General features: G+C 52.5%; 22 protein-coding genes, 1 rRNA gene, 2 pseudogenes and 1 riboswitch. Of the genes and pseudogenes, 20 read left to right on the top strand and 5 right to left on the bottom strand.

The features are described from left to right. Window positions 1–233: 233 nt before the first annotated feature. The 9 genes from thyA (at window position 234) to ETC02_RS14115 (ending at window position 7,002) form a co-directional block, all read left to right on the top strand. Complete coding sequence (gene thyA / locus ETC02_RS14075; protein ID WP_033014075.1) at window positions 234–1,028, top strand: thymidylate synthase; 795 nt, start codon at window positions 234–236, stop codon at window positions 1,026–1,028. A gap of 13 nt (window positions 1,029–1,041) precedes the next feature. Next, window positions 1,042–1,542, top strand: a complete 501-nt coding sequence (locus ETC02_RS14080; protein WP_033010007.1) for a dihydrofolate reductase — start codon at window positions 1,042–1,044, stop codon at window positions 1,540–1,542. A 90-nt stretch (window positions 1,543–1,632) separates the two neighbouring features. Then, on the top strand, window positions 1,633–2,076 hold the full coding sequence (locus ETC02_RS14085) for a YndM family protein (RefSeq protein ID WP_063211610.1): 444 nt from the start codon (window positions 1,633–1,635) through the stop codon (window positions 2,074–2,076). 262 nt (window positions 2,077–2,338) lie between these two features. Next, a complete protein-coding gene (gene ilvA / locus ETC02_RS14090) occupies window positions 2,339–3,610 on the top strand; it encodes a threonine ammonia-lyase IlvA (protein ID WP_050367280.1) in 1,272 nt (423 codons plus the stop codon). Between the two features lie 96 nt (window positions 3,611–3,706). Continuing rightward, window positions 3,707–3,958 (top strand): YpmP family protein, encoded by a 252-nt coding sequence (locus tag ETC02_RS14095; protein ID WP_044742854.1) that lies wholly within the window; start codon window positions 3,707–3,709, stop codon window positions 3,956–3,958. A gap of 105 nt (window positions 3,959–4,063) precedes the next feature. Continuing rightward, window positions 4,064–4,936 carry a DegV family protein gene (locus ETC02_RS14100; RefSeq protein WP_063211612.1) on the top strand — a complete coding sequence of 291 codons (873 nt, stop codon included), beginning with the start codon at window positions 4,064–4,066 and terminating at the stop codon, window positions 4,934–4,936. Between the two features lie 36 nt (window positions 4,937–4,972). After that, window positions 4,973–5,545, top strand: a complete 573-nt coding sequence (locus tag ETC02_RS14105) for an SCO family protein (protein ID WP_050367279.1) — start codon at window positions 4,973–4,975, stop codon at window positions 5,543–5,545. Window positions 5,546–5,615: 70 nt separating this feature from the next. Then, window positions 5,616–6,389, top strand: a complete 774-nt coding sequence (locus ETC02_RS14110; RefSeq protein WP_033009999.1) for an SGNH/GDSL hydrolase family protein — start codon at window positions 5,616–5,618, stop codon at window positions 6,387–6,389. 37 nt (window positions 6,390–6,426) lie between these two features. Then, window positions 6,427–7,002 carry a YpmS family protein gene (locus ETC02_RS14115; protein ID WP_050367278.1) on the top strand — a complete coding sequence of 192 codons (576 nt, stop codon included), beginning with the start codon at window positions 6,427–6,429 and terminating at the stop codon, window positions 7,000–7,002. A gap of 127 nt (window positions 7,003–7,129) precedes the next feature. Here ETC02_RS14115 and ETC02_RS14120 read toward each other — a convergent pair whose 3' ends face one another. After that, window positions 7,130–8,494: an RsmF rRNA methyltransferase first C-terminal domain-containing protein gene (locus ETC02_RS14120; RefSeq protein WP_050367277.1), complete on the bottom strand. Its 1,365-nt coding sequence runs from the start codon at window positions 8,492–8,494 to the stop codon at window positions 7,130–7,132. A gap of 29 nt (window positions 8,495–8,523) precedes the next feature. Beyond that, window positions 8,524–9,117, bottom strand: coding sequence for a glycerol-3-phosphate 1-O-acyltransferase PlsY (plsY, locus tag ETC02_RS14125; RefSeq protein ID WP_033014090.1), 594 nt, complete (start codon window positions 9,115–9,117; stop codon window positions 8,524–8,526). Between the two features lie 175 nt (window positions 9,118–9,292). Between plsY and ETC02_RS14130 the strand changes: the two genes are divergently transcribed. The 3 genes from ETC02_RS14130 (at window position 9,293) to ETC02_RS14140 (ending at window position 12,147) form a co-directional block, all read left to right on the top strand. Then, entirely contained in the window at window positions 9,293–9,718 is a 426-nt protein-coding gene (locus tag ETC02_RS14130) for an OsmC family protein (protein WP_050367276.1), read from the top strand. 23 nt (window positions 9,719–9,741) lie between these two features. Then, a complete protein-coding gene (locus ETC02_RS18425) occupies window positions 9,742–10,254 on the top strand; it encodes an ammonium transporter (protein ID WP_050367275.1) in 513 nt (170 codons plus the stop codon). A 270-nt stretch (window positions 10,255–10,524) separates the two neighbouring features. Next, on the top strand, window positions 10,525–12,147 hold the full coding sequence (locus tag ETC02_RS14140; protein ID WP_050367274.1) for a bifunctional metallophosphatase/5'-nucleotidase: 1,623 nt from the start codon (window positions 10,525–10,527) through the stop codon (window positions 12,145–12,147). 169 nt (window positions 12,148–12,316) lie between these two features. Here ETC02_RS14140 and pepT read toward each other — a convergent pair whose 3' ends face one another. Then, entirely contained in the window at window positions 12,317–13,552 is a 1,236-nt protein-coding gene (gene pepT, locus ETC02_RS14145) for a peptidase T (protein WP_050367273.1), read from the bottom strand. A gap of 268 nt (window positions 13,553–13,820) precedes the next feature. Between pepT and ETC02_RS14150 the strand changes: the two genes are divergently transcribed. Both ETC02_RS14150 and ETC02_RS14155 read left to right on the top strand, forming a co-directional pair. Continuing rightward, a complete protein-coding gene (locus ETC02_RS14150) occupies window positions 13,821–15,038 on the top strand; it encodes a threonine synthase (RefSeq protein WP_050367272.1) in 1,218 nt (405 codons plus the stop codon). A gap of 83 nt (window positions 15,039–15,121) precedes the next feature. After that, a riboswitch (FMN riboswitch) is annotated at window positions 15,122–15,254 on the top strand. Window positions 15,255–15,410: 156 nt separating this feature from the next. Next, the gene (locus ETC02_RS14155) at window positions 15,411–15,995 is read left to right on the top strand and encodes an ECF transporter S component (RefSeq protein WP_050367271.1); all 585 of its coding nucleotides are present in this window, start codon (window positions 15,411–15,413) and stop codon (window positions 15,993–15,995) included. Between the two features lie 42 nt (window positions 15,996–16,037). Here the strand turns inward: ETC02_RS14155 and ETC02_RS14160 are convergent, their stop codons facing one another. Further along, window positions 16,038–16,652, bottom strand: coding sequence for a sulfite oxidase-like oxidoreductase (locus ETC02_RS14160; protein WP_050367270.1), 615 nt, complete (start codon window positions 16,650–16,652; stop codon window positions 16,038–16,040). Between the two features lie 309 nt (window positions 16,653–16,961). On the opposite strand from ETC02_RS14160, the pseudogene ETC02_RS14165 reads away from it, so the two are divergent. The 4 genes and pseudogenes from ETC02_RS14165 to ETC02_RS14175 form a co-directional block, all read left to right on the top strand. Next, window positions 16,962–17,393: pseudogene (locus ETC02_RS14165) on the top strand (5-oxoproline transporter, DUF969 family subunit); the annotation flags it as partial. A 72-nt stretch (window positions 17,394–17,465) separates the two neighbouring features. Next, a complete protein-coding gene (gene pcp, locus ETC02_RS14170) occupies window positions 17,466–18,113 on the top strand; it encodes a pyroglutamyl-peptidase I (protein WP_050368671.1) in 648 nt (215 codons plus the stop codon). Between the two features lie 52 nt (window positions 18,114–18,165). Next, a pseudogene (locus tag ETC02_RS17795) lies at window positions 18,166–18,360 on the top strand (transporter, sodium/bile acid symporter family protein); the annotation flags it as partial. Between the two features lie 514 nt (window positions 18,361–18,874). After that, window positions 18,875–20,545: a DUF6044 family protein gene (locus tag ETC02_RS14175; RefSeq protein ID WP_063211614.1), complete on the top strand. Its 1,671-nt coding sequence runs from the start codon at window positions 18,875–18,877 to the stop codon at window positions 20,543–20,545. Between the two features lie 45 nt (window positions 20,546–20,590). On the opposite strand, the gene ETC02_RS17800 is transcribed toward ETC02_RS14175, so the two are convergent. Next, window positions 20,591–20,779, bottom strand: coding sequence for a hypothetical protein (locus tag ETC02_RS17800; RefSeq protein WP_050367268.1), 189 nt, complete (start codon window positions 20,777–20,779; stop codon window positions 20,591–20,593). 364 nt (window positions 20,780–21,143) lie between these two features. Between ETC02_RS17800 and ETC02_RS17805 the strand changes: the two genes are divergently transcribed. Together ETC02_RS17805 and ETC02_RS14185 are read left to right on the top strand one after the other, a co-directional pair. Next, window positions 21,144–21,233 carry a putative holin-like toxin gene (locus tag ETC02_RS17805; RefSeq protein ID WP_231578663.1) on the top strand — a complete coding sequence of 30 codons (90 nt, stop codon included), beginning with the start codon at window positions 21,144–21,146 and terminating at the stop codon, window positions 21,231–21,233. 832 nt (window positions 21,234–22,065) lie between these two features. After that, window positions 22,066–22,366: ribosomal RNA gene (locus ETC02_RS14185) — 16S ribosomal RNA — on the top strand; the annotation flags it as partial.

The raw sequence follows: 22,366 nt of genomic DNA on the forward strand, positions 1-22,366 counted from the left end.
GATGTCAATGGCGCATTAAACATCTTAAAGAAAAGTAAAGCTGTAGACCTGAGTGTCTTATGCTCTAGCGGCGAAGTGGACACGCCTCAAAGAATAAGGATTGCTTGAAGCAGTCAAACTTCTTTGGAAGCCCCCACTTCAAATTTTCGCTAGAAAATTAAGTGGGGGTAGTTCACGGACAAGTGGTTCACCATGCGTTGCTTTATGGTATGATAGAGCATGAGGTGAGAACATTGCGGCAATATTTGCAGCTTTTGGAGGATATTTTGGAAAACGGTGTCGAAAAAGAAGACCGAACGGGCGTCGGCACGCTGTCGGTGTTCGGCCGCCAGCTCCGCTTCAACTTACAAGATGGATTTCCGCTCGTGACAACGAAAAAATTGCATATCCGCTCCATCATTTATGAACTGCTTTGGTTTTTAAAAGGCGATACGAACGTCCGCTATTTGCAGGAGAATGGCGTGACGATTTGGGACGAGTGGGCGGACGAAAACGGCGATCTCGGCCCGATTTACGGCGCGCAATGGCGCTCGTGGAAGGGAGCAGACGGGAAAACCATCGACCAGATCGCATGGGTTGTCGAAGAGATCAAACGAAATCCGCATTCACGCCGGCTGCTGGTGAGCGCTTGGAATGTAGCGGAATTGGACGAGATGAAGCTGCCGCCGTGCCATTACGCCTTCCAGTTTTACGTCGCCAACGGCCGGTTGTCATGCATGTGGCAGCAGCGCTCCGTTGATACGTTTTTAGGGTTGCCGTTTAACATCGCGAGCTACGCGTTGTTGACGCATATGATCGCCCAGCAGTGCGACCTCGATGTCGGCGAACTCATTTTCACCGGCGGCGACGTCCATTTGTACAAAAATCATCTGGAACAAGCGAAACTGCAGCTGACGCGCGAGCCGCGCCCGCTGCCGAAGCTCGTGATCAAACGGAAGCCGCCATCTATCTTTGACTATGAATACGACGACTTTGAAATCGTCGGCTACGATCCGCATCCGGCGATTAAAGCGCCGGTGGCGGTGTGAAGGGGAGAGCGCGATGATGTCGCACATTGTGGCGATGGATGAAAACCGGGTGATCGGCAAAGACAACGGTTTGCCTTGGCATTTGCCGGCTGATTTGGCGTATTTCAAACGGGTGACGATGGGGCATGCCATCGTGATGGGGCGAAAAACGTTTGAGGCGATCGGCCGGCCGCTTCCCGGCCGGGAAAACATCGTCGTCACGCGCAACCGTTCGTTTCGCCCGGAAGGCTGCCTTGTGCTTCACTCGCTCGACGAGGTGAAACAGTGGGCCGCCGGCCGCAACGATGAAGAGGTGTTTATCATCGGAGGAGCGGAACTGTTTCAGGCGACGATGCCGCTTGCCGACCGACTGTATGTGACGAAAATTTTCGCCTCGTTCCCTGGCGATACGTTTTATCCGCCGATTTCCGAGCAAGAGTGGGAGATCGTTTCATATACGCAAGGAACGATCGATGAAAAAAACCGATACGATCACGCCTTTCTCATTTATGAGCGAAAAACAGGGCGCGCTTAGCTTTTGGCTGGGCGCGTCTTTTTGCATAGAAGCGGGGCGAACAAGGAACGATAACAAGTAAGACCCAACAATGGAAATGGAGGAAGACAAATGAAGCATATCGTTCCTTTTATCGTCAAGCTCGCCGCTTGGAGCGTCGTCTTATTTTCCATGTTTACGATCTTCAACGCCCCGCTTTCGTTGATTTCGCTCATGACGGTCATCACGGCGCTCGTGTCTTACGTCATCGGCGATGTGTTCATCTTGCCGCGCGTCGGCCATTTTGTTGCTGCCGCACTTGACGTGCCGCTTTCCTTTTTGTTGATTTGGCCGTCCAGCTTTGCCCTCATTGCCCCGTCCGTCAACATGGCATACGGCGCATTTTTCAGCGCCTTGGCGATCGGGGCGGTTGAAGCGTTTTTCCACTTGTATATGGAAAGCCATGTTCTCGAAGAGGCAAGGAGGGAAGAAGAGCACCGCTGGTATGATGAAGGAAGATGGGCAACGGAATTTGCCGAGGAAGAAGAGTTTAAAAAAGAGGACGACCGGACATAGCGCCGGTCGTTTTTTCGGTCCGCTTGCGCATGAACGAGCCGTTCGCTGTGCCTGTATTGGCCGAGTGGAAGAGGTTTCTAGAAGCTCATCCGATGACGTCAAGCTAGGACCGCGGAAGCGTCCGGTAAAGCGGGATTATCGCGATGATCGCGAGCCAGCCTCTCTTCACTCAAAAACTTTTCGAAAATTCCCTTTTCTTTTTACGAATTTGTGATATAATCTACAAATCAAAGACAACTTAGAAAAGAAAGGGAACGAGAACATGGAACAACAGCTGAAACGGAAGCAAGGGGCAGTATACGTCGAGGACATTTTGATCGCGTATCATACGTTGAAGGATGTTGTGTTCCATACGCCGCTGCAAAAAAATCCGCTGTTATCCGAGCGCTACGAATGCAATGTCTACTTAAAGCGCGAGGATTTGCAAGTCGTGCGTTCGTTTAAGCTGCGCGGGGCGTACAACAGGATGAAGCATTTAACGGATGAGGAGCGGAGAAACGGGGTGGTATGCGCCAGCGCCGGCAACCATGCCCAAGGGGTGGCCTATTCATGCCGAGCGCTTGGCGTGCATGGGAAAATTTATATGCCGGCGACGACGCCGCGGCAAAAAGTGTCGCAAGTGCAGCTGTTTGGCAAAGACATGGTTGAGATCGTGCTTGTCGGCGACACGTTTGACGATTCCTACAACGAAGCGGTGAAGTGCGCCGAGGCGGAAGGGCGGACGTTCATCCATCCGTTTGATGACGAATACGTCATCGCCGGACAGGGGACGATTGGCGTCGAGGTGCTCAACGACTGCGATGAGCCGATTGACTTTTTGTTTGCCAGCATCGGGGGCGGTGGATTGATGGCTGGGCTGGGGACGTATGTGAAAAGCATTTCCCCGTCCACTAAAGTGATTGGCGTCGAACCGGCCGGCGCCCCATCGATGAAAACGGCGCTCGAGCATGGACGTGTCGTCACGCTTGAGGAGATTGACAAGTTCGTGGACGGCGCCGCCGTCAAAACGGTCGGGGAAAAAACGTTCGCCTTATGCCGCGGGGTGCTTGATGACATCGTCGTCGTTCCAGAAGGGAAAGTGTGCACGACGATTTTGGAGCTGTACAACGAAAACGCCATCGTCGCCGAGCCGGCTGGGGCGCTGCCGATCGCCGCGCTCGAGTTTTACAAGGAACAAATCCGAGGCAAGACGGTCGTTTGCGTGGTGAGCGGCGGCAACAACGACATCGACCGGATGCAGGAAATCAAAGAGCGCTCGATGATTTACGAAGGGCTGCAGCACTATTTCATCGTCAACTTCCCGCAGCGGGCCGGGGCGCTGCGCGAGTTTTTGGATGAAGTGCTTGGGCCGACGGATGACATCACCCGGTTTGAATACACGAAGAAAAACAACAAAGAAAGCGGACCGGCGCTTGTGGGCATCGAGCTGAAACGGCGCGAAGACTACGCACCGCTCATCGAGCGGATGAAGAAAAAAGGTTTCCCGTTCCAAGAGGTCAACAAAGACCCGAACTTGTTCCATCTATTGATTTGACGAAAAAAGTCGGAACAAATTCGCCGCATTCCGACATACTTTTTCACCGGATTGGTGTATAATAAAAGTAAATCGGTGAAAAAGAGGATTGATATTTTGCTATTCAAAAGCCTCGAGTTTCAAAACGCGTATGGGCAGAAGGTCAAGATTATCGAAATCCCAGTATTGGAGGAAGAGAACACATACCGATTCATGATCCAACTGCGCTTGGAGGCGTTTATTGCAAAGGTGTACCGATCGAGAACGAGCCGTTCTGTGTATTCGTTCCGCGAACATTTGAAGAAAGTGCTGAAATGGCCTGTATATGAACAGATCTTTAAAGAAACGGTGTTAAAGCATAATGCATGACTGTTGTTGTTTTGCCCTTGGCGGCAAAACAACTTTTTTTTGGTGGGATTTTCGCCGGTTTCATTATATAATGGAAACGAGATCATCAGTATTAGGAGTGAACGAATGAAATCAATCAAAATTGTAACCGACTCAACGGTCGATGTGCCGGCGGCGGTGCTTGTCGAGCACGGCGTTGAAGTCGTTCCGCTTCATTTGACAGTGGATGGGGAGGCGTTTATCGACCGGGTGACGATCACACCAGGGCAGTTTATGGCGAAGATGAAGGCAGCGCGTGAACTGCCGAAAAGCTCGCAACCGTCGGTCGGTGAGTTTCTAGCTGTCTATGACCGGCTCGGGGCGGACGGAAGCGAGATCATATCGATCCATATGGCCGGCGAGCTGAGCGGCACGGTTCGTTCGGCTGAGCATGCGGCGGCCCTGACCAAAGCGAACGTGACGGTCGTCGATTCCCAATTCATTTCGTATGCGCTTGGATTCCAAGTGCTTGAAGCCGCCCGCTTGGCGAAGGCGGGTCGAAGCGTTGACGAGATCATCCGGCGCTTAGACGACGTGCGCCGTCGTACGCGGCTGTATGTGGTGCTCGATACGCTCGATCATTTAGCGAAAGGCGGCCGCATCGGCCGCGGCAAAGCGCTCGTCGGCTCGTTGCTGCGCATCAAGCCGATCGCTGCGCTTGTTGACGGGCTGTATACACCGGTGTCGAACGTGCGCAGCTTTTCGCAAGCCATCGCCGATTTAGCGGGCCGGTTGGTTGAGGAGAAGGCGGAAGCGCCGGTGCGCGCGGTCGCCATTGCCCATGCCGATGCCGGGCGCTGGGCGGAGCGGCTGAGAGAAGCAGTCGCTGAGGCGATCGGTTCTGTGCCGGTTGACATTGTTGAAACGACGCCGGTTATTTCGATTCATACCGGACCCGGCGCGCTTGCGCTGATGTATTATACGGAAGAAGGGGAGCACAAGGGGTCGGGCGCAGTTTGAAACAAAGCGATACAGGATGAAAGGGACGAGCAGTGGATGTGGAAACGAATCATGATGATGGCAGCCGTTTGTTTGCTTGCCGCGTGCGGAAAAACAATTCCGGACGCCAAAAACTGGCCGGTCGCTGACTTTACGTTTGTCGATCAGACCGGCAAGCCGTTTGGACTTCGCGATCTGAAAGGAAAAGTGTGGGTCGCCGATTTTATTTTTACCAATTGCGAAACGGTGTGTCCGCCGATGACCGCCCACATGGCCAAACTGAAAGAGAAGGCGGAAGAAAAGGGGCTCGATGTTGAATTTGTTTCGTTCAGTGTCGACCCGGAAGTTGACACGCCGGAAAAACTGGCGGCTTATGCGAAACAATTTACAAATGACCTAGCAAACTGGCATTTCCTGACCGGGTACCGCCCAACCGAGATCAGCGAGCTGGCGCAAAAAAGCTTTAAAACGATGGTGCAAAAGCCGGCTGGCGATGACCAAGTCATCCATGGTACGAGCTTTTATTTAGTCGGGCCGGACGGAAAAGTGGTTCAGACGTACAGCGGTGTGCAAGATGTGCCGTACGATACGATTTTAGAGCATATTGAAATTTTGCAGTCGTCGCAATGAGGCAAAAACGGCTACCGCCTTTTTGCCTTCTTTTCTTTCCCCTTGTTGCGGCAAAAGGCAGGTGTCACACATGATGCGATGGGGATGGCTCATCATGGTGGGGGTGTTGCTTGCCGGGTGCACGGTGCTCCCGGCCGGCGGGAAGCCGGACCGCCCGCATGAAACCGCCGTCAGCCAGCCGGAAGCGAAGCCGTTGCCGAAAGACATTCACCTCGTCGCGTTAGGCGATTCATTGACCGAAGGAGTCGGAGACGGTGAAAGGAAAGGCGGCTATGTCGGCCGCCTTGTCCCGCTTTTGGCGGCGGAGGATGGGGTGCGGACGGTGACCGTCACGAATGCCGGAAAGCGCGGCCGGCGCATCACCGAACTTGAACCGGTTATTCGCGCCCATCAGGCGGAGCTTGAGCGGGCTCATATCGTCATGATCACGATCGGCGGCAATGACGTGATGAATGTCGTCCGCGCTCATTTTTTTGACTTATCGTACGAGCGGTTTGCGAACGAGAGCCAACGATTTGCCGAGCGGCTCGATCATTTGTTGATGTTGTTGCGCACGATCAACCCGGATGCGGTCGTTGTCCTGATCGGCTTGTACAATCCGTTTTCCGCCACGTTGCCGAACATCCCGGAAATCGATGATGTCATCGCCGAATGGAACCGCACAAGCCAAGCAGTGGTTTCCCGCTATCCGCGCACGATCTTTGTGGATATTCAAGACATGTTTGCCAACCGCGATGATTTGCTTCACCGCGATGAATTTCACCCGAACGCCGAGGGATATGCGCAAATGGCAGTGCGGGTGTATGAGTCGCTCGATGCGCGAAAAGAGTGGTGGGCGAACTGATGGAAACGAAATGAAGCAGCATAAGGAGTATGTTGGAATGAATTGGAAACGATCGTTTTTCATTTTGGCGGCTGTGAATGCTGTTGTGCTCATTCTTGCCGCTGTTTGGCTGCTGCAGCCGTCTCCGCCGGTGAAACGGCTGGAGCGCCCGGATGTGGAAGGGGCTTCGTTTACGGTGTACTCCAAAAAAGCGCACTTGAACGCTGTCATTAACGATTATTTGGCGGAAAAAACGAAAGACCATCCGCTTCGCTATGACGTTTGGCTCGCCGACCGCGTTTACGTCTCGAGTGAAATTCCGATCTTTGGGCGCAACGTCGAGCTCGTCGTCTCGTTTGTGCCGAAAGTCGTGAAAGGCGGGAACGTCGAACTTGTCGAACCGGTCATTTCGCTCGGCGACTGGAAGCTGCCGGTGACGTACGTGCTTCGCTACTTGCAAAAGCATGCGCCGCTGCCGGATGAAGTCATCATCGATCCGGGACGGGCCCGCATTTATGTGGCGCTCCATGAGATTCGTTTTGGCAACGGGTATCAAGTAGCGGCGAAAAAAATCGATTTGGCGGCCGATGAAATCGTATTTACCTTAACGATCCCGACAAACCGTCCGCGGTAAAAACGTTGACGTCAACGTTTCCGTGCAACATCGTGAATCTTGTCGGCGTCTATTTGGAAGAAAAAGGGTGTCTCAAAGGCAATGAGACACCTTTTTTTGGCCGTTCCAGCCTCGTGCGGCCCCGCCGTTAGATCAGGCGCAGCCCTTTCGGATAAAAGTTTTTCACCGTCCCTTTGACTTCTTTTCCCCAGCCGAATGGAAACCCGTCGACCGTCACAAGCAGCCAGCCGCGGTCGCCGCCGGTGGACAGCGTTTCGCCGCGCCAATACTGAAGGCATTCCCGGCTGTCGCTTGATAAGTCGAGCACGTGCTTCGCTTCGTCCGCTCGCAGCGCCAAGGCGAGGGCATGGTTCGGCTCAAACCGCTCCTTTTTGGCCTCGCCAAGATGAAGGCCAGCGCGCACCACTTTCAAGCCGGACAAATCCGGGCATCGGTCCGGGAGCATGGCCAAATGGCTGCCAAACGAGAGGATTGTTCCGTGCTGCACGGTTTGCAACGATTGCTGTTCAAATTGGCGGTACAATCGGACGGCCGCTTTTGGCGCGTTCGCTTTCGCCCACCGCCCGCTCCAAGGTGGAGTCGGCCGCTGTTTTTGCAGCTTGGCGACAAAATGTCCTTCCCCTTTGAGGCGATGCGGCCAAAGGCGGGCGGCGTGGACGAGATCGGATCGATTGGTTTTCGTCCATTCCGGCCGTCCCGGCTCGATGCCGCCGATTTTCGCAATCGGCAGCAACCGCAAATCATCGTACGTCTCGAGCAGCCATTCCATCGTTTGCTCGTTTTCCTCCGGAGAGAACGTGCATGTTGAATAGACAAGAATGCCGCCTTCTTTCAGCATCGCATAGGCGCTTTCTAAAATGCGCCGCTGCCTTGCCGCGCATTCTTCCACATAGGCCGGACTCCAAAACGAGGCGGCCTCTTCTTCTTTCCGGAACATGCCCTCCCCCGAGCACGGAGCGTCCACTAAAATTTTGTCAAAAAAGCCGGGAAACCGCTCGGCAAGCGTTTCGGGAGCTTCATTGACGACGACGGTGTTCGTCAAGCCGAACCGTTCGACGTTCTCTGCGAGCGCTTTGACCCGTTTCGGGTGGATTTCGTTGGCGACAAGCAGCCCTTTGTTTTCCATCATCGCGCCAAGCTGGGTCGTTTTCCCGCCAGGGGCGGCGCACAAGTCAAGCACCCTCTCCCCAGGGACGGGACGCAGCGCTTCGGCGACCGCCATCGCGCTCGGTTCTTGAATGTAATACAGGCCGGCCGCATGGTACGGATGCTTTCCCGGCTGTTCGTCCGGCTTATAATAAAACCCGGTCGGGCAAAACGGCACCGGGGAAAGGGAAAAGGGCGCCGTTTTTGCCCATGCGCCCGGGTCGGTTTTCAACGGATTGACGCGCAAGCCGTTGATTTTTTCGTTTTCATACACAGCGAAAAACTCGTCTGCTTCTTCATCAAGCAGCTTCTTCATTTTCGCGACAAATGCTTCCGGCAATCTCAACGCAGCAAATCTCCTTTCTCCGTCCGTTGTCATGAGGCTTTGCCTGGCCATTTCACTTTTGGCTCCGTTTTGTTCAAGATGCGCTTGATGTTGGCGCGATGACGATAAAAGATAAACGAAGCCAGCAACAACACTGCCACCGTCAATGGAATGTCGTCCGTGAAAAAGACGGTGTACACGACCGCGTACAGCGCCGCGGCCATCGATGACAGCGAGACGTAGCGTGAAACAGCCAAGACGACAAGAAACACGGCGATGAGCGACAAAAAGAACAACGGCGAATAAAACAGCATCACCCCGCCCGATGTCGCCACCGCCTTGCCGCCGCGGAACTTGGCGAACACCGGATACATATGGCCGACGACTGCCACCGCTCCGGCCAAAAGCGGATGCACGGGGACGGAAAAAAACATCGGCAAGCTCGCCGCCAGCGTTCCTTTCAACATATCCCCGACAATGACGATCGTGCCCGCTTTCGCCCCAAGCACGCGGAACGTGTTCGTTCCTCCGAGATTGCCGCTTCCATGTTCGCGGATGTCGATCCCGTAGCCGATTTTCCCGACAAGAAGGCCAAACGGAATCGAGCCGAGAAGATAAGCAAGAAGCAAAATGAGTGCGGTCATCGAATCAAACACCCTTTACTCAACAAGTTTGTGCATGTTTCTATTTTAACATGCATGAGCGAAAACGGTAGACAGGAATTTTGCATTTCAAGGACATAGCCGCTAAACTGAAAAGAAGAAACGGGCTGTCGGAACGTCCGTCCGACCCCGGACCGATGAGAAAGGAGCGACCATGATGAAAACGACGGTTGTATGGAACGGAAACATGTCATTCAGCGGCCAAAGCGCTTCCGGTGTGGTGATTCCGATCGACGCCGCGAAAGACGTCGGCGGCAACGATTCCGGCGCTCGGCCGATGGAGCTGTTGCTTCACGCCTTAGCCGGCTGCACCGGCATTGACATCGTTTTGATCTTGCGGAAAATGCGGCTTGATGTCCGCGCGTTTTCGATGGAAGTCGAAGGAACGCGCGCCGATGACCACCCGAAGCGGTTTACCGACATTCATATTCATTATGCGCTCGAAGGCGATTTGCCGGAAGACAAGGTCGTCCGCGCCATTCGGTTGTCAAAAGAAAAATATTGTTCCGTTTCCCATTCGTTAAATGCCGCCATTACAGCGAGCTATTCGATCAACGGCGTGCGCGGGAAGGAGACGATCTAACCAAAGAAAAGAACGTGGCGTTCATGTGTTTCGCGTGGCATAGCACGGAATGGCAAAACGATGAAAAAGGTGTTCCGATCGTTGGCGGAACACCTTTTTTTGTGTTCGAACGAATAACGGCGATCAGCCGTTTGGATAGACGCCTTGCCGTCCCGCTTTTCTTCGCGTTATATCTGATAGGCAGCGCACAAAAAACGTTGTCCTCATACTTGACACGCGACGGCTTGTTCGACTCGACGCAAGGATTGTTGACGACCGGTCATGCGTCGTTGTTCATCACCCAACTGCTTGGCGCGTTGACGGTCATCGTTTGGGGCTTCGTCAGCGGTGCGCTCATCGCGAATATGTGCGACAGCACGGTCGGGCTCTGGGCGACAGAGCGTGAGGAAGAAGAAGGACTCGATATGGCGTACCACGGCATTCCGGCTTACAATGAACTCGAGCGGTTTGCCGACCTCCCGAGCGGGTTGTACGATTTTGAGGAGACGACCGGCATTCGCGTTGCTCCGTTAAACAAGAAAAACGCGGTTGGTTGAACGCTCTTGCATCTGCGTTTGTGCTTCGAGGCGGGAGATTTTTGGGAACACTCGCCCACGACAGGCTGTCCATCGAGCTAAAAAGGAAAGGCTGTCCGAAGAGATGCGTTTGACTCTATCGAGCGGTCTTTTTGTTTCTGTTGTTCTCAACAGTCAGTTGTGAATTTACAAAATATTTACAGAAAAATCATCCTTTCTGCTCTATGATTGTATGGACTCGCAAGGATATAATGGGAGTGAACGAGAAGGCGAGAGAAAGGGGAACCGGGAATGAAGAATTCCAAACGATGGGGAAGACGGGTGCTATCCGCATTGGCCGCTGCAGTGGTGCTGGCCGCCACTCCAGTCGGGGCGGCAGGGAACGGGAAAAGCATGGGGAAGCCGCCTGCTTCCTCGCACCGTTATATTGAGGTGCAGCTGTTAGGCATTAACGATTTCCACGGCCAACTCAATGTGACAAGAAAAGTCGGCGGGCGGGAAGTCGGACGGGCTGATTATTTGGCTGCCTATTTGAAACAGCGGGAGGCGGAAAACAAAAACACGCTGCTCGTCCATGCCGGCGATGCGGTTGGCGCCAGCCCCCCGGTATCAGCGCTGCTGCAAGATGAACCGACGATCGAAGTGCTCAATAAGCTCGGCTTTGACGTCGGCACCCTTGGCAACCATGAGTTTGATGAAGGAGTAGCGGAAATGCTCCGCCTGATCCATGGCGGCTACCACCCGGCGACCGGTGACTTTGCCGGAGCGGATTTTCCGTACGTGAGCGCCAACGTTGTTGATGCGCAAACGGGAAAGCCGATTCTCCCGCCATATGTGATTAAGCGGGTCAACGGCATACCGATCGGATTGATCGGCGTCACGCTCACGGAAACACCAACGATTGTGACGCCAAGCGGCGTCGCGGGAGTCAAGTTCATCGATGAGGCAACAGCGATTAACAAAGCGGTCCGGGAACTGAAGAAAAAAGGGGTGCAAACGATCGTCGTTCTCGCCCATAACCCCGGCGTATCCAATCCGGATGGGACAAACGCCAGCGGGGAAATTGTCGATATCGCCAAAAATATCGATGATGAAGTCGATGTGATTTTCGCCGGTCATAACCATGCCTATTTAAATGCGGTTGTGGACGGCAAGCTGCTCGTTCAGTCGTATTCGTACGGCACGGCGTTTTCGGATGTCGATTTAAAAATCGACCCGCGCACGAAAGACGTCGTCGCCAAAAAAGCAGAGATCGTGACGACCTATCATGACGGCATCACTCCGGACCCGGAAATTCGGACGCTCATTGAAAAATATGAAGCGAAAGTGGCGCCGCTTGTCAATCAAGTCGTCGGCACGGCAGCTGAAATGATCACCGATGAACAAAATGAAAGCGGCGAGTCCGCCTTGGGCGATTTGATCGCCGATGCCCAGCGGGCGGCGATGAAAACCGATTTCGCCTTTATGAACCCGGGCGGCATTCGCGCTGATATTGAACAAGGCGAAGTAACGTGGGGCGAGCTGTACAACGTTCAGCCGTTCAACAACCAGCTTGTGAAAATGACGCTCACCGGCGCGCAAATCCGCCAGCTTTTGAACCAACAATGGCAGCAAGGGCAAACGCGCATGCTGCAAATTTCCGGCCTCCGCTATACATGGAGCGCTAGCAGACCAGCTGGGGACAAGGTTGTTGACATTCAGCTTCCAGATGGCACCCCGCTTCATCCAGACGCTGAATATACAGTAACGGTCAACAGCTTCCTCGCCGACGGCGGTGATGGGTTCACAGTGTTGACGCAAGGGCAACACCGCGAGGTCGGCCCGGTCGATTTGGATGCCCTTGTCTCGTATATTCGCGGTCTTGAGCAGCCGTTCTCGGCACGAATTGAGGGGCGGATCAACCGTCTTCCGTAACAGGTGTTGACCGAGGAAAAAGGATGGAAGGGCGAACGGTCGCTTATCTAATGAAAAAGGTGTCCCCAAAAGACTCGGGACACCTTTTCTTTACTCCTAACGGGCGGGCTTGCAGCCGCTTGTGCTTGGACGATCGAAAAAAGATCGTTCAAGAAAGGTTTTCCGTAGATCAAGATGCTTTTTGCTCGAACAGCTTGATGATCTCGACGATCACTTCGGCCGATTTCACCATTGTATCGGCGGAAATGTATTCGTAGCGGCCGTGGAAGTTTTCGCCGCCGGCGAAAATGTTCGGCGTCGGCAGCCCCATGTAGGAGAGCTGCGACCCGTCCGTGCCGCCGCGGATCGGTTTCACTTTCGGTTCAATGCCCAAGTTCGTCATCGCTTCGTGGGCGATGTCCACAATGTGGCGCACCGGCTCGATTTTTTCGCGCATGTTGTAATATTGGTCGTTGATTTCGAGCGTGATTCGGTCGTTTCCATATTTTTGTGCAAGCGAAGCGGCGATCTCGTTCATTTTCGCTTTGCGAGCCTCGAACTGTTCACGGTCGAAGTCGCGGATAATGTAGTGAAGTTTCGTCTCCTCTACACTCCCTTGGAATGAAAGCAAATGGTAAAACCCTTCGTATCCTTCGGTATGTTCCGGCGCCTCATCGGCTGGCAGTTGCTGTTGGAACTCCATGGCGATTTTGATTGAGTTGATCATTTTTCCTTTTGCCGTGCCTGGGTGGACGTTTTTTCCTTTGATCGTGATTTTCGCTTCGGCAGCGTTAAAGCTTTCATACTCCAATTCGCCAAGCGGCCCGCCGTCGACCGTGTAGGCAAATGGGGCGCCGAATTTGGCAACGTCAAATTTGTGCGGTCCGCGGCCGATTTCCTCATCCGGGGTAAAGGCGACGCGCACTTTGCCGTGCTTGATTTCCGGGTGTTGAATGAGATAGTTCATCGCGGTCATAATTTCGGCGATTCCGGCTTTATCATCGGCGCCAAGCAGCGTCGTCCCATCGGTTGTAATCAGTGTATGCCCTTTGTAGCCGGCGAGCTCCGGGAAATCGTTTGGCGACAAGATGATGCCTTGTTCTTTGTTCAACACGATGTCGCCGCCGTCGTACTGTTCGATGATTTGCGGGTTGACGTTGGCTCCCGTAAACTCCGGAGCGGTGTCCATATGAGCCAAAAAGCCGATCACGGGCACGTTTTTGTCCGTATTGGCCGGCAGCGTCGCCATGACGTAGCCGTTTTCGTCGACTGTGACGTCTTCCATGCCGATCGACTTCAGCTCTTCGACGAGCATTCTCGCCAGCTCCCATTGCCCTTGAGTCGACGGGCATGTGCTGCTTTCTGGATCGGACTGGGTATTCACTTTGGCGTAGCGGATGAAGCGTTCGATCAATTCTTGTTTCATTTGTTCATCTCCTTTTTATGTATGAGTGTTGGGTGAATGCGTGAATCGCTTCTCCAATGCAGCGGAGCGGTTCCGTGTTTATTTTATCATATGCGATCTCCAACAGGGAAAGAGGGAGCGCCATGCGGCGCACGAGTTTTCCGCGGCCGGCGAGGCGGCCAAGAGAAGCGTTATGATATAATGAAAAAGCAAGGGCCTCGTCCAAAATGAGAACGCAGCTGCTTCCTGCCTTGTGCAGATGAGCGGAACAGAAAGGAGAAGCCAAACCATGTCATTCAGCTACGTGTCTCATCTGTATTGTCCGAAATGTGAACGTACATACGATGTCGACCAAATTCATCAACTTTGCGAATGCGGGTCGCCGCTTCTGGTCGCGTATGATTTGGAGTCGATGCGCCAAGAAGTGAAGCAGGATGTGCTTACAGAGCGGGAACCGAGCTTATGGCGGTATCATGAGTTATTGCCGGTGAAACGTCCTGAACATATCGTGTCGCTCGGCGAAGGGATGACGCCGCTCGTGCCGATGCCGCGGCTCGGCCGTAAAATCGGCATTGAAGCGCTCTACATGAAAGACGAAGGAGTCATTCCGACCGGAACGTTTAAAGCGCGCGGAGCGGCTGTCGGCGTTTCTAAAGCAAAAGAATTAGGGGTCAAACAGCTCGTCATGCCGACAAACGGCAACGCGGGTGCGGCGTGGTCGCTGTATGCGGCTCGGGCGGGCATCCGCGCGACGGTCGTCATGCCGGTTGACGCGCCGGAATTGACGCGCAAAGAATGCGCCATCGCAGGAGCGGAATTGTATTTAGTCAACGGTTTGATCAGCGATGCGGGCCAAATTGTGGCGAAAGCGATCCGCGAATACGGATGGTACGATGCGTCGACGTTGAAAGAACCGTACCGGATTGAAGGAAAGAAAACGATGGGGCTTGAGATCGCCGAACAATTCTCATGGCGGCTTCCGGATGTCATTTTGTATCCGACCGGGGGCGGCGTTGGGTTGATCGGCATTTACAAGGCGATCAAAGAATTGCAGGCGCTCGGCTGGGTGGACGGCCGCATGCCGCGGCTTGTTGCTGTGCAGGCCGAGCATTGCGCGCCGATTGTGAAGGCGTGGCAGGAGAAAAAACGCGAATCCGAGTTTTGGCCGAACGCTCATACAGTGGCGTTTGGCATCAATGTGCCGAAAGCGCTCGGCGACTTCCTGGTGCTTGAGGCGGTATATGAGACAGACGGCTGCGCGGTTGCCGTTGGCGATGAAGCGATTTTGGCCGAGCAGCGGACGGTGGCGGAGCTCGAAGGAGCGTTCGTTTGCCCGGAAGGAGCGGCGGCGTTTGCGGCGGCCCGAAAATTGCGCGAGAGCGGCTGGATTCGCGACGGGGAGACGGTCGTCGTGCTCAACACGGGGACGGGATTGAAATACGCCGATTTGGTTCAAGTCGCCCCACCGGTGCTCGAACCGGGAGATTCGCTTCCGATGCGGGAATAATCAAGCTGTGAGCAAAAAAACATAGACAAATCGAAAACAGGATTGTATACTAAACTCATCAGAATAATCAAAAATGAAAAACGATTCATCTTCGGGGCAGGGTGAAATTCCCGACCGGCGGTGATGAGGCGCTTCGCCTCTCAGCCCGCGAGCCGCAAGGCAGGATCCGGTGCAAGTCCGGAGCCGACAGTATAGTCTGGATGGGAGAAGATGAAGGTTTGCCGGCGTTCGTTTTGGCGCATGCGAACGTCTAGTTGCGCACACCCTTTTTCTCCCTTAAGCCTTGTTCGGTTTAAGGGAGTTTTTGTTGGCGCTCGCAGCGGCAGCCTTCTTCTTGTGAGGATGAATCACGAGAAGGGGAGGAGAACAAGCATGAAACGCATTTCCATCCGCGCCTTTGTCGGCATCGGAGTGTTGGGCGCCATGGCGCATGTGCTGATGATGCTCAACTTTCCGCTGCCGCCGTTTCCGAACTTTTTGCTTGTCGACTTCAGCGACATCCCGGCGCTCATCGCCGCCTTGTTGTACGGCCCGCTCGCCGGCGTGGCGGTCGAACTATTGAAAAACGTGCTGAACTACGTGTTCGTCGGCAGCGCGACCGGCGTTCCGGTCGGCCAGATCGCCAACTTCACTGCCGGGGTGGCGTTCCTTTTGCCGGTTTCCTATATTTATCGGAAAGCCGCATCGAAAAAAGGCTTGCTGCTGGGGCTGGCGGCGGGAACAGTGACGATGGCGCTCGTCATGAGCGTGCTCAACTACTACGTCTTTTTGCCGGCGTATACGCTTTTCCTCGGCGCTCCGCAGATGAGCGCACCGGAAGCGAAGGCGTTGGTGGTATCGGCGATTTTGCCGTTTAACGCCGTCAAAGGAGCGATGGCGGCCATCGTATTTCAGCTTCTCTTTTGGCGTCTTCGTTCTTGGCTTGACAAACAGGCGGCATCTCGCCAAGCCGCTTGAGGAACAAAAAGCGAGGGTTTTTCCCTCGCTTTTTTGCGTTTGTCAAAAGCGAATCCGCGGCACCCACTCGGCAAACCGTTCTTCTTTAAACGGATTGGCGGTCATCGAATAGCCGCGCTCCTCCCAATAGCCCGGCTCATCTTCTTTCATAAAGCGGATGCCGGACGCCCATTTCGCCCCTTTCCATAAATAAAATGTCGCCGGCGGGATGAACCGGAGCGGATAGCCGTGCTTCGGCGAGATGTCCTGCCAGTCGTGATGCTTGTCTTTCCATCGATAAACAAACAAGGCATCGTCGCCCATCAGCGCGTCAAGCGGCAAGTTTGCCGAATAGCCGAACCGGTCGCCGTTTAAGTAGCCGTAAATTTTCACATATTTCACGTCGGGATCGAGATCGACGAAGCGCAAAAACTCGCGGAAAGCGATGCCTTCAAACGTCGTATCAAATTTCGACCACGTCGTCACGCAGTGCATATCCACGGTCGAAATCGTCTTCGGCAGCCGCATCACTTCCTGATACGACAGCGTCACTTCCTCTTTCACATCGCCGAACAATCGGAAATTCCACGCCGCTTCATCGAATTCGTACACATCGCCTTCATGCAAAATCGGCCATTTTTCCGTTTCGAATTGGCCGGGAGGAAGTTGTTTGGTCATGGGGAGGCACTCCTTTTTCTGCTAAATTTCTCTTAATTATTCATGATACAAAATAGGGAAAGGGGATGCAATAAAAAGGGGCTCGGTTCAGTTGCTGCGGCGGCATTGTTGAGAGAGGACAAATTCCCCCAAATATTGATTGATTTTCGATTTTTCTTAATTATATAATAAAAATGATGAAATTGGAATAATTGTTCTGAAATACGGAACAACCGAAAGAAAGGGGGAAGAAAAAGCTAGTGAAGAAATAAGGAAGCGAGATGAATGAACCACAATGTCAATACGATGTTTGGAGAGGAGAAGAGAAATATGGTGCTCATTGGCGTGTTGATTGTCATCATCGGCTTCATTGTTCGCATTAATCCGCTTCTTGTCGTGACAGCGGCTGGATTGGCGACAGGACTGCTCGCTCATCAATCGCTGTATGACATTATTGAACAGTTTGGAACGGCGTTTACGACCAACCGGTATATGGCGGTGTTTATTGCTACATTACCCGTCATCGGCCTTTTGGAACGCTTTGGGCTGCGGGAACAGGCGGAGAGTGTCGTGGCGAAAATCAAGGCGGCGACAACAGGACGAATTTTAACCGCCTATTTGATTATACGGGAAGCGGCAGCCGCGGCTGGGCTTACTTCCATCGGCGGCCATGCTCAAATGGTTCGTCCGCTCGTCGCTCCTATGGCAGAAGGAGCGGCGGATTTGCGTGCAAGTGCCGACAGCGTTGATTCTGTTGGCGTTCAACATCGCCGCAATGTATGTGATTACACTCATAGATTTATAAATTTCATCATCAAAAAGGATGGAGATGCGATGAAAAAAGTGCTCGTGACCGGATTTGATCCGTTTGGAGGAGAAACGGTGAATCCGTCGTTGGAGGCGGTCAAGCAAGCAGCCGGATGGAAAACTGATCGGTATATCGTTGAAGTTCGGGAGATTCCAACCGTATTTGGCAAATCATTAGTCATCTTGCATGACGCAATCATGCAAGTGGATCCCGATGTGGTAATTTGCGTCGGACAGGCAGGAGGGAGAGCGGATATTTCTGTTGAAAGAGTGGCGGTGAACATCAATGATGCCCGCATTCCCGACAACGAAGGCCAGCAGCCGATTGACGAACCTGTTGTTCCAGGCGGGCCTGTCGGCTATTGGTCAACCTTGCCGGTCAAAGCGATTGTCGAGGCGTTGAGGCGTCACGGCATACCAGCCTCTGTCTCTTATACAGCGGGAACGTTCGTCTGCAACCATGTGTTTTATGGATTGATGCATTACATCACCCAATCGAAGAAGCCCATTCGCGGCGGATTTATCCATATTCCGTATTTGCCGGAACAAGCCGCCCGGCATCCCGGGCAGCCCAGCATGGCATTAGAAACGATCGTGGAAGGGCTGCGTCTTGCCATTGACGTAGCGGTCGAACGTGAAGAAGATATCCAAGCGGTTGGCGGGCACATTTGTTAAGGAGGTTTCCATTTATGGCGATCATAGAGAAAATCAGTTCTTTTGCAGGAAAATGGAAGTCGGAATGCAAAACTCCGGATTGGGCGTGGCGATCGCCACAGCCAATTTCTCACCCTTGGCGGCTGTTCCAAGCGCCATTTTCAGCGTGTGGCACAACATATCTGGATCGATCCTCGCGGCGATTTTCAGCCGGATGAATGAGGAGGATCATCGTAGGATTGGATTAAAGGAAAAATCAAGGGCGTAGAAGAAGAAAAGAAGATCGTCAACAGCGGCTTTGTAAGAGAAGGCCGCTGTTTTTTGTATATTTCTACTGTAATAGAAAAGTTCTTCATCACATTGTCTAGATATTTTATATAGATGCAATTTAAAGCTTTAACATTTTTCGTCTTTGCCGGTCATTGCATCCGACTGTCGAGTGACCGAACAACGCCGCTTAAAGACCCATGAGAATGGGTCTGTGAAGCGAGTCGTTGTTCGGTCTTCCGTCACGCTAAGGCGTGACGGAGGCAAGCCACACGCTTGCCTTCGACAGTCGAAAATGGGCAAACCACTTTTCTGTCAAGGATATGTTAAACTTCTTTGTTGCATCTATATAAGTGGGTGTACGTAGAGAAAGAGTGAAAAATGCGAATAAAGAGAGAGACTAAGAAGGATGCAGCCACCTTCATAAAATCACCACCCCCTTCGTCGATAGGAATAATTTTCTTCTCATTGCACATCGTATCCAATAGAAACTTGGAAATAGGAGCGTCATGCCGATGGTCGAACAACGAGAACGATGGTTTTTCCTTTTGGCGCTTGGCGTCATCGCCCTTTACGTGTCCCCGCTCTTTCTCCTTGGCGAAAACGCCCATATTCGCGTCCACGATAATTTGGATTCCAATATCGCTTGGTATAAGGTGCTCTCCGAAAGTGGAAAAATCACCGGGCCGCTTGACGCGAACATTCCGCAAATTGCTAACGGCCAGTTGTCAAGAAACGCCCTCGGCTCGGAGCTGACCGGCATCGTCTGGCTGCACGCGTTATTTCCGACGATGACTGCGTATGCGCTCAGCCAAACGATCACAAGGGTTGTGGCGTTTTTGGGTATGTATTTGCTGTTAAAGACGCATTTTTTAACTGATCCACGCTGGATGGCCGTCCGCATCGGCGTGGCGCTCGCATTTGCGCTGACACTGTTTTGGCCGTCGGGGATGTTAAGCACGATGGGCATGCCGCTTGCGCTTTGGGCGTTTTTGAGCATCCGAAAAGGCGAGGGGAAGTGGAAGCATTACGCCGCGCTTACGCTTCTCCCGTTTTATTCCAATTTTGTGCTCGGGTTCTTTTTCTTTCTTGCCGCCATGGGTGTTCTCTGGCTCGCTGATGTGCTGCGCGGTAAGGGGTGGAACATCCGCTTTTTGACTTCCATCGCTTACATGACGCTGTTGTATTTGCTTGTCGAGTACCGGCTTGTCTACTCGTTTTTATGGGAAGACGAGCCGACAAGCCGGGATGAGTACTTCCATGCCCGCCTGACGTTTTGGCATTGCGTCCGCTTGACGTGGAAAAACTTTCTCCTCGGGCACCATCATGTCATGACCGAGCATACGTTTTTTATTTTGCCAAGCTGGTTGGTGGCGTTGCATCTCGTTTTCGTGAAAAAACGGTGGAAGCAAGAACGGCTATTCCTTTTCCTATTCGGACTGAATTTCGCCCTGTCGGCGTGGTATGCCTTTTGGTTTTATAAAGGGTGGCTGCCGCTTACGGAGCGGTTTCATTTTTTAGACACGTTTAACTTTGCCCGCTTTCATTTTTTGCGCCCGATGATCATTTATGTGCAGTTTGCGCTGGCGTTGAAAATCATGTGGCAATATAGCGAAAACGGGAGAAGGTGGGCGAAGCGGCTGCTAGCGGCCCAAGTGATCTTGGTGTTTTTGATTAACGAAGAAATCGTCTTCCGCTACGAGCCGACGGTGAAGCAATTTTACGCGGAAAAACAGTTCCAAGAAATCAAGCAATACATCGGGCTTCCCGTAGCCGATTACCGCGTCGTCAGCATCGGCATTCACCCCGCCATCGCCCAATACAACGGGTTTTATACGCTCGATACGTACAACAACTTTTATCCGCTGTCATACAAATACGAGTTCCGCAAAATCATTGAACGTGAACTGGAAAAAAGCAAAACGATCCGCACATATTTTGACGAATGGGGCGGTCGCTGCTATATTTTTACAGCAGAACTTGGAAAACGGTATATGTTTACAAAACAGTCGAAAAAACGGCTGAAGAACTTGCAGCTGAATACAGAACAGTTGAAAAAAATGGGCGGCCGCTATATTTTCTCGGCGGTTCCGATTGACAATGCGGCGGAAAATGGACTCGTGTTGGACCGTGTATTCACGTCCGATGAGTCGGCGTGGACGATTTACTTGTACAAGGTGAAATAAAAACAGCGGCTCCCTTTTGAAAGGGGGAACCGCTGTTTTCTTGATTTAGCGCTCATTCAACCGCGCAAGCTGCCGGTCGTGCCACCTCGAGAGCAGCCATAGGGCAATCAGTGTCCCAATCAATGTGCATACCATATCCCATTGCGTAGCTGGGTGAATGGCCGACCAAACGAATACAGCAGCAACGATCAGCAACAACAGCCCATGAATGCGGGTTTGCCTTGCTTGTTCCACCTTTTTTCCTCCTTGGAACAGCGAGATTTGTCTATGGTCATTATTCGGAAAAACGCGGATTTTATACAAATGAATTTCATACGGAGAAGGGGCAGAACGGGTTTGTGTTGAAAAGAATATCGACAAGCGAAACAACAGTTTTTCGAATGTCTGATGAAAACGCCGGAGTTTCAGCGGTTATAGGAGCTGCTGTGGAAGCAGCGAGAAAAGAGGCGTTTCCTCCATGGATAGGGAAACATTCCTAATTTTCAACGAGGATGCGAATGTATATTCGCATTTGATTGATTTGATGGTATAATGAAACATGCACAGCCAAATGCAGGGTGGGCAGTGGCCACTCCCTGAACGAAAGGGGGTGGTGCTGATGATGACGATCGCCGATGCGCTGACGCTCATGATTGCGTTTGCGTCACTCATCGTCGCGGTGATTGCCGTATCCAAAGACAAAAAGTAACCCACCCTGCTAGGCCGAGGCGAGGGTAGGTTACGATGCCCGAGGCTTGGGCCACTGCGCTTCTTGCAGCGGCTGTGTATGGACAGGGCATTGGTGGCCGCCAATGTCCCTGTTTTTATTTTATGTTGTCTTTGCTTTCTATTATACGCAGACGGTGATGTCTATGGCAAGAAATGATTCATGTAAGAACGGACAACCAACTTATCTGCAAGGCAGATTAGACCACTGATATATAAGGAAGCTGAAGACTTGCTTCTTCAAAAAACATATACTTGTCGCTAACACCGCTTAAGATTTGGATAAAATTAACTCGGCTATAATAGTTGACTTGAGCATAATTTAGTAGTATTATACTAACCGTCGCTTCAATAGATACGGAGCGATCTAAAAGACTTAGAGCTTAGAGAAAAATAGCATCTTGACAAACAAAAACATTTATTGTTACTATGAAAAATGTTTGTTATGAAAAGTCTTGTGATTTTTGTGATGGTATTCTCGGGAGTTTGAATGAAAGGCTTGACATCCATCACAAAAAATGATATATTAATAAAGCATTTGAGAGTGAATTTGGAAAATCCAGATTCCTCTGTCAAGAAGTCAAAAAAACGACTCAAAGACTAAAAGCAGTTGCTTGTTCCTTGAAAACTGAACGAAACGAAGCGCGACGAAAAGCGGAGGTCCGCGGGTCGCCGCGACGGGCAAATGTTCTTCGCCTGCAAGGGTGCTTGCACCCGGAAGGCGAAGGTTATTTGACCCCGAGCGGCGGCGGACCGAAGCTGGACAATACAAAAAGCGGAGGTCCGCATGGGCCGAAGCAAAAGCCAATCAACTTTCTTTGGAGAGTTTGATCCTGGCTCAGGACGAACGCTGGCGGCGTGCCTAATACATGCAAGTCGAGCGGACCGAACGAGAGCTTGCTCTTGTTTGGTCAGCGGCGGACGGGTGAGTAACACGTGGGCAACCTGCCCGCAAGACCGGGATAACTCCGGGAAACCGGAGCTAATAGCGGATAACACCGAAGACCGCATGGTCTTCGGTTGAAAGGCGGCCTTTGGGCTGTCACTTGCGGATGGGCCCGCGGCGCATTAGCTAGTTGGTGAGGTAACGGCTCACCAAGGCGACGATGCGTAGCC

Source organism: Geobacillus sp. DSP4a, from assembly GCF_013096875.1.
Taxonomy (GTDB): Bacteria; Bacillota; Bacilli; order Bacillales; family Anoxybacillaceae; genus Geobacillus; species Geobacillus thermophilus.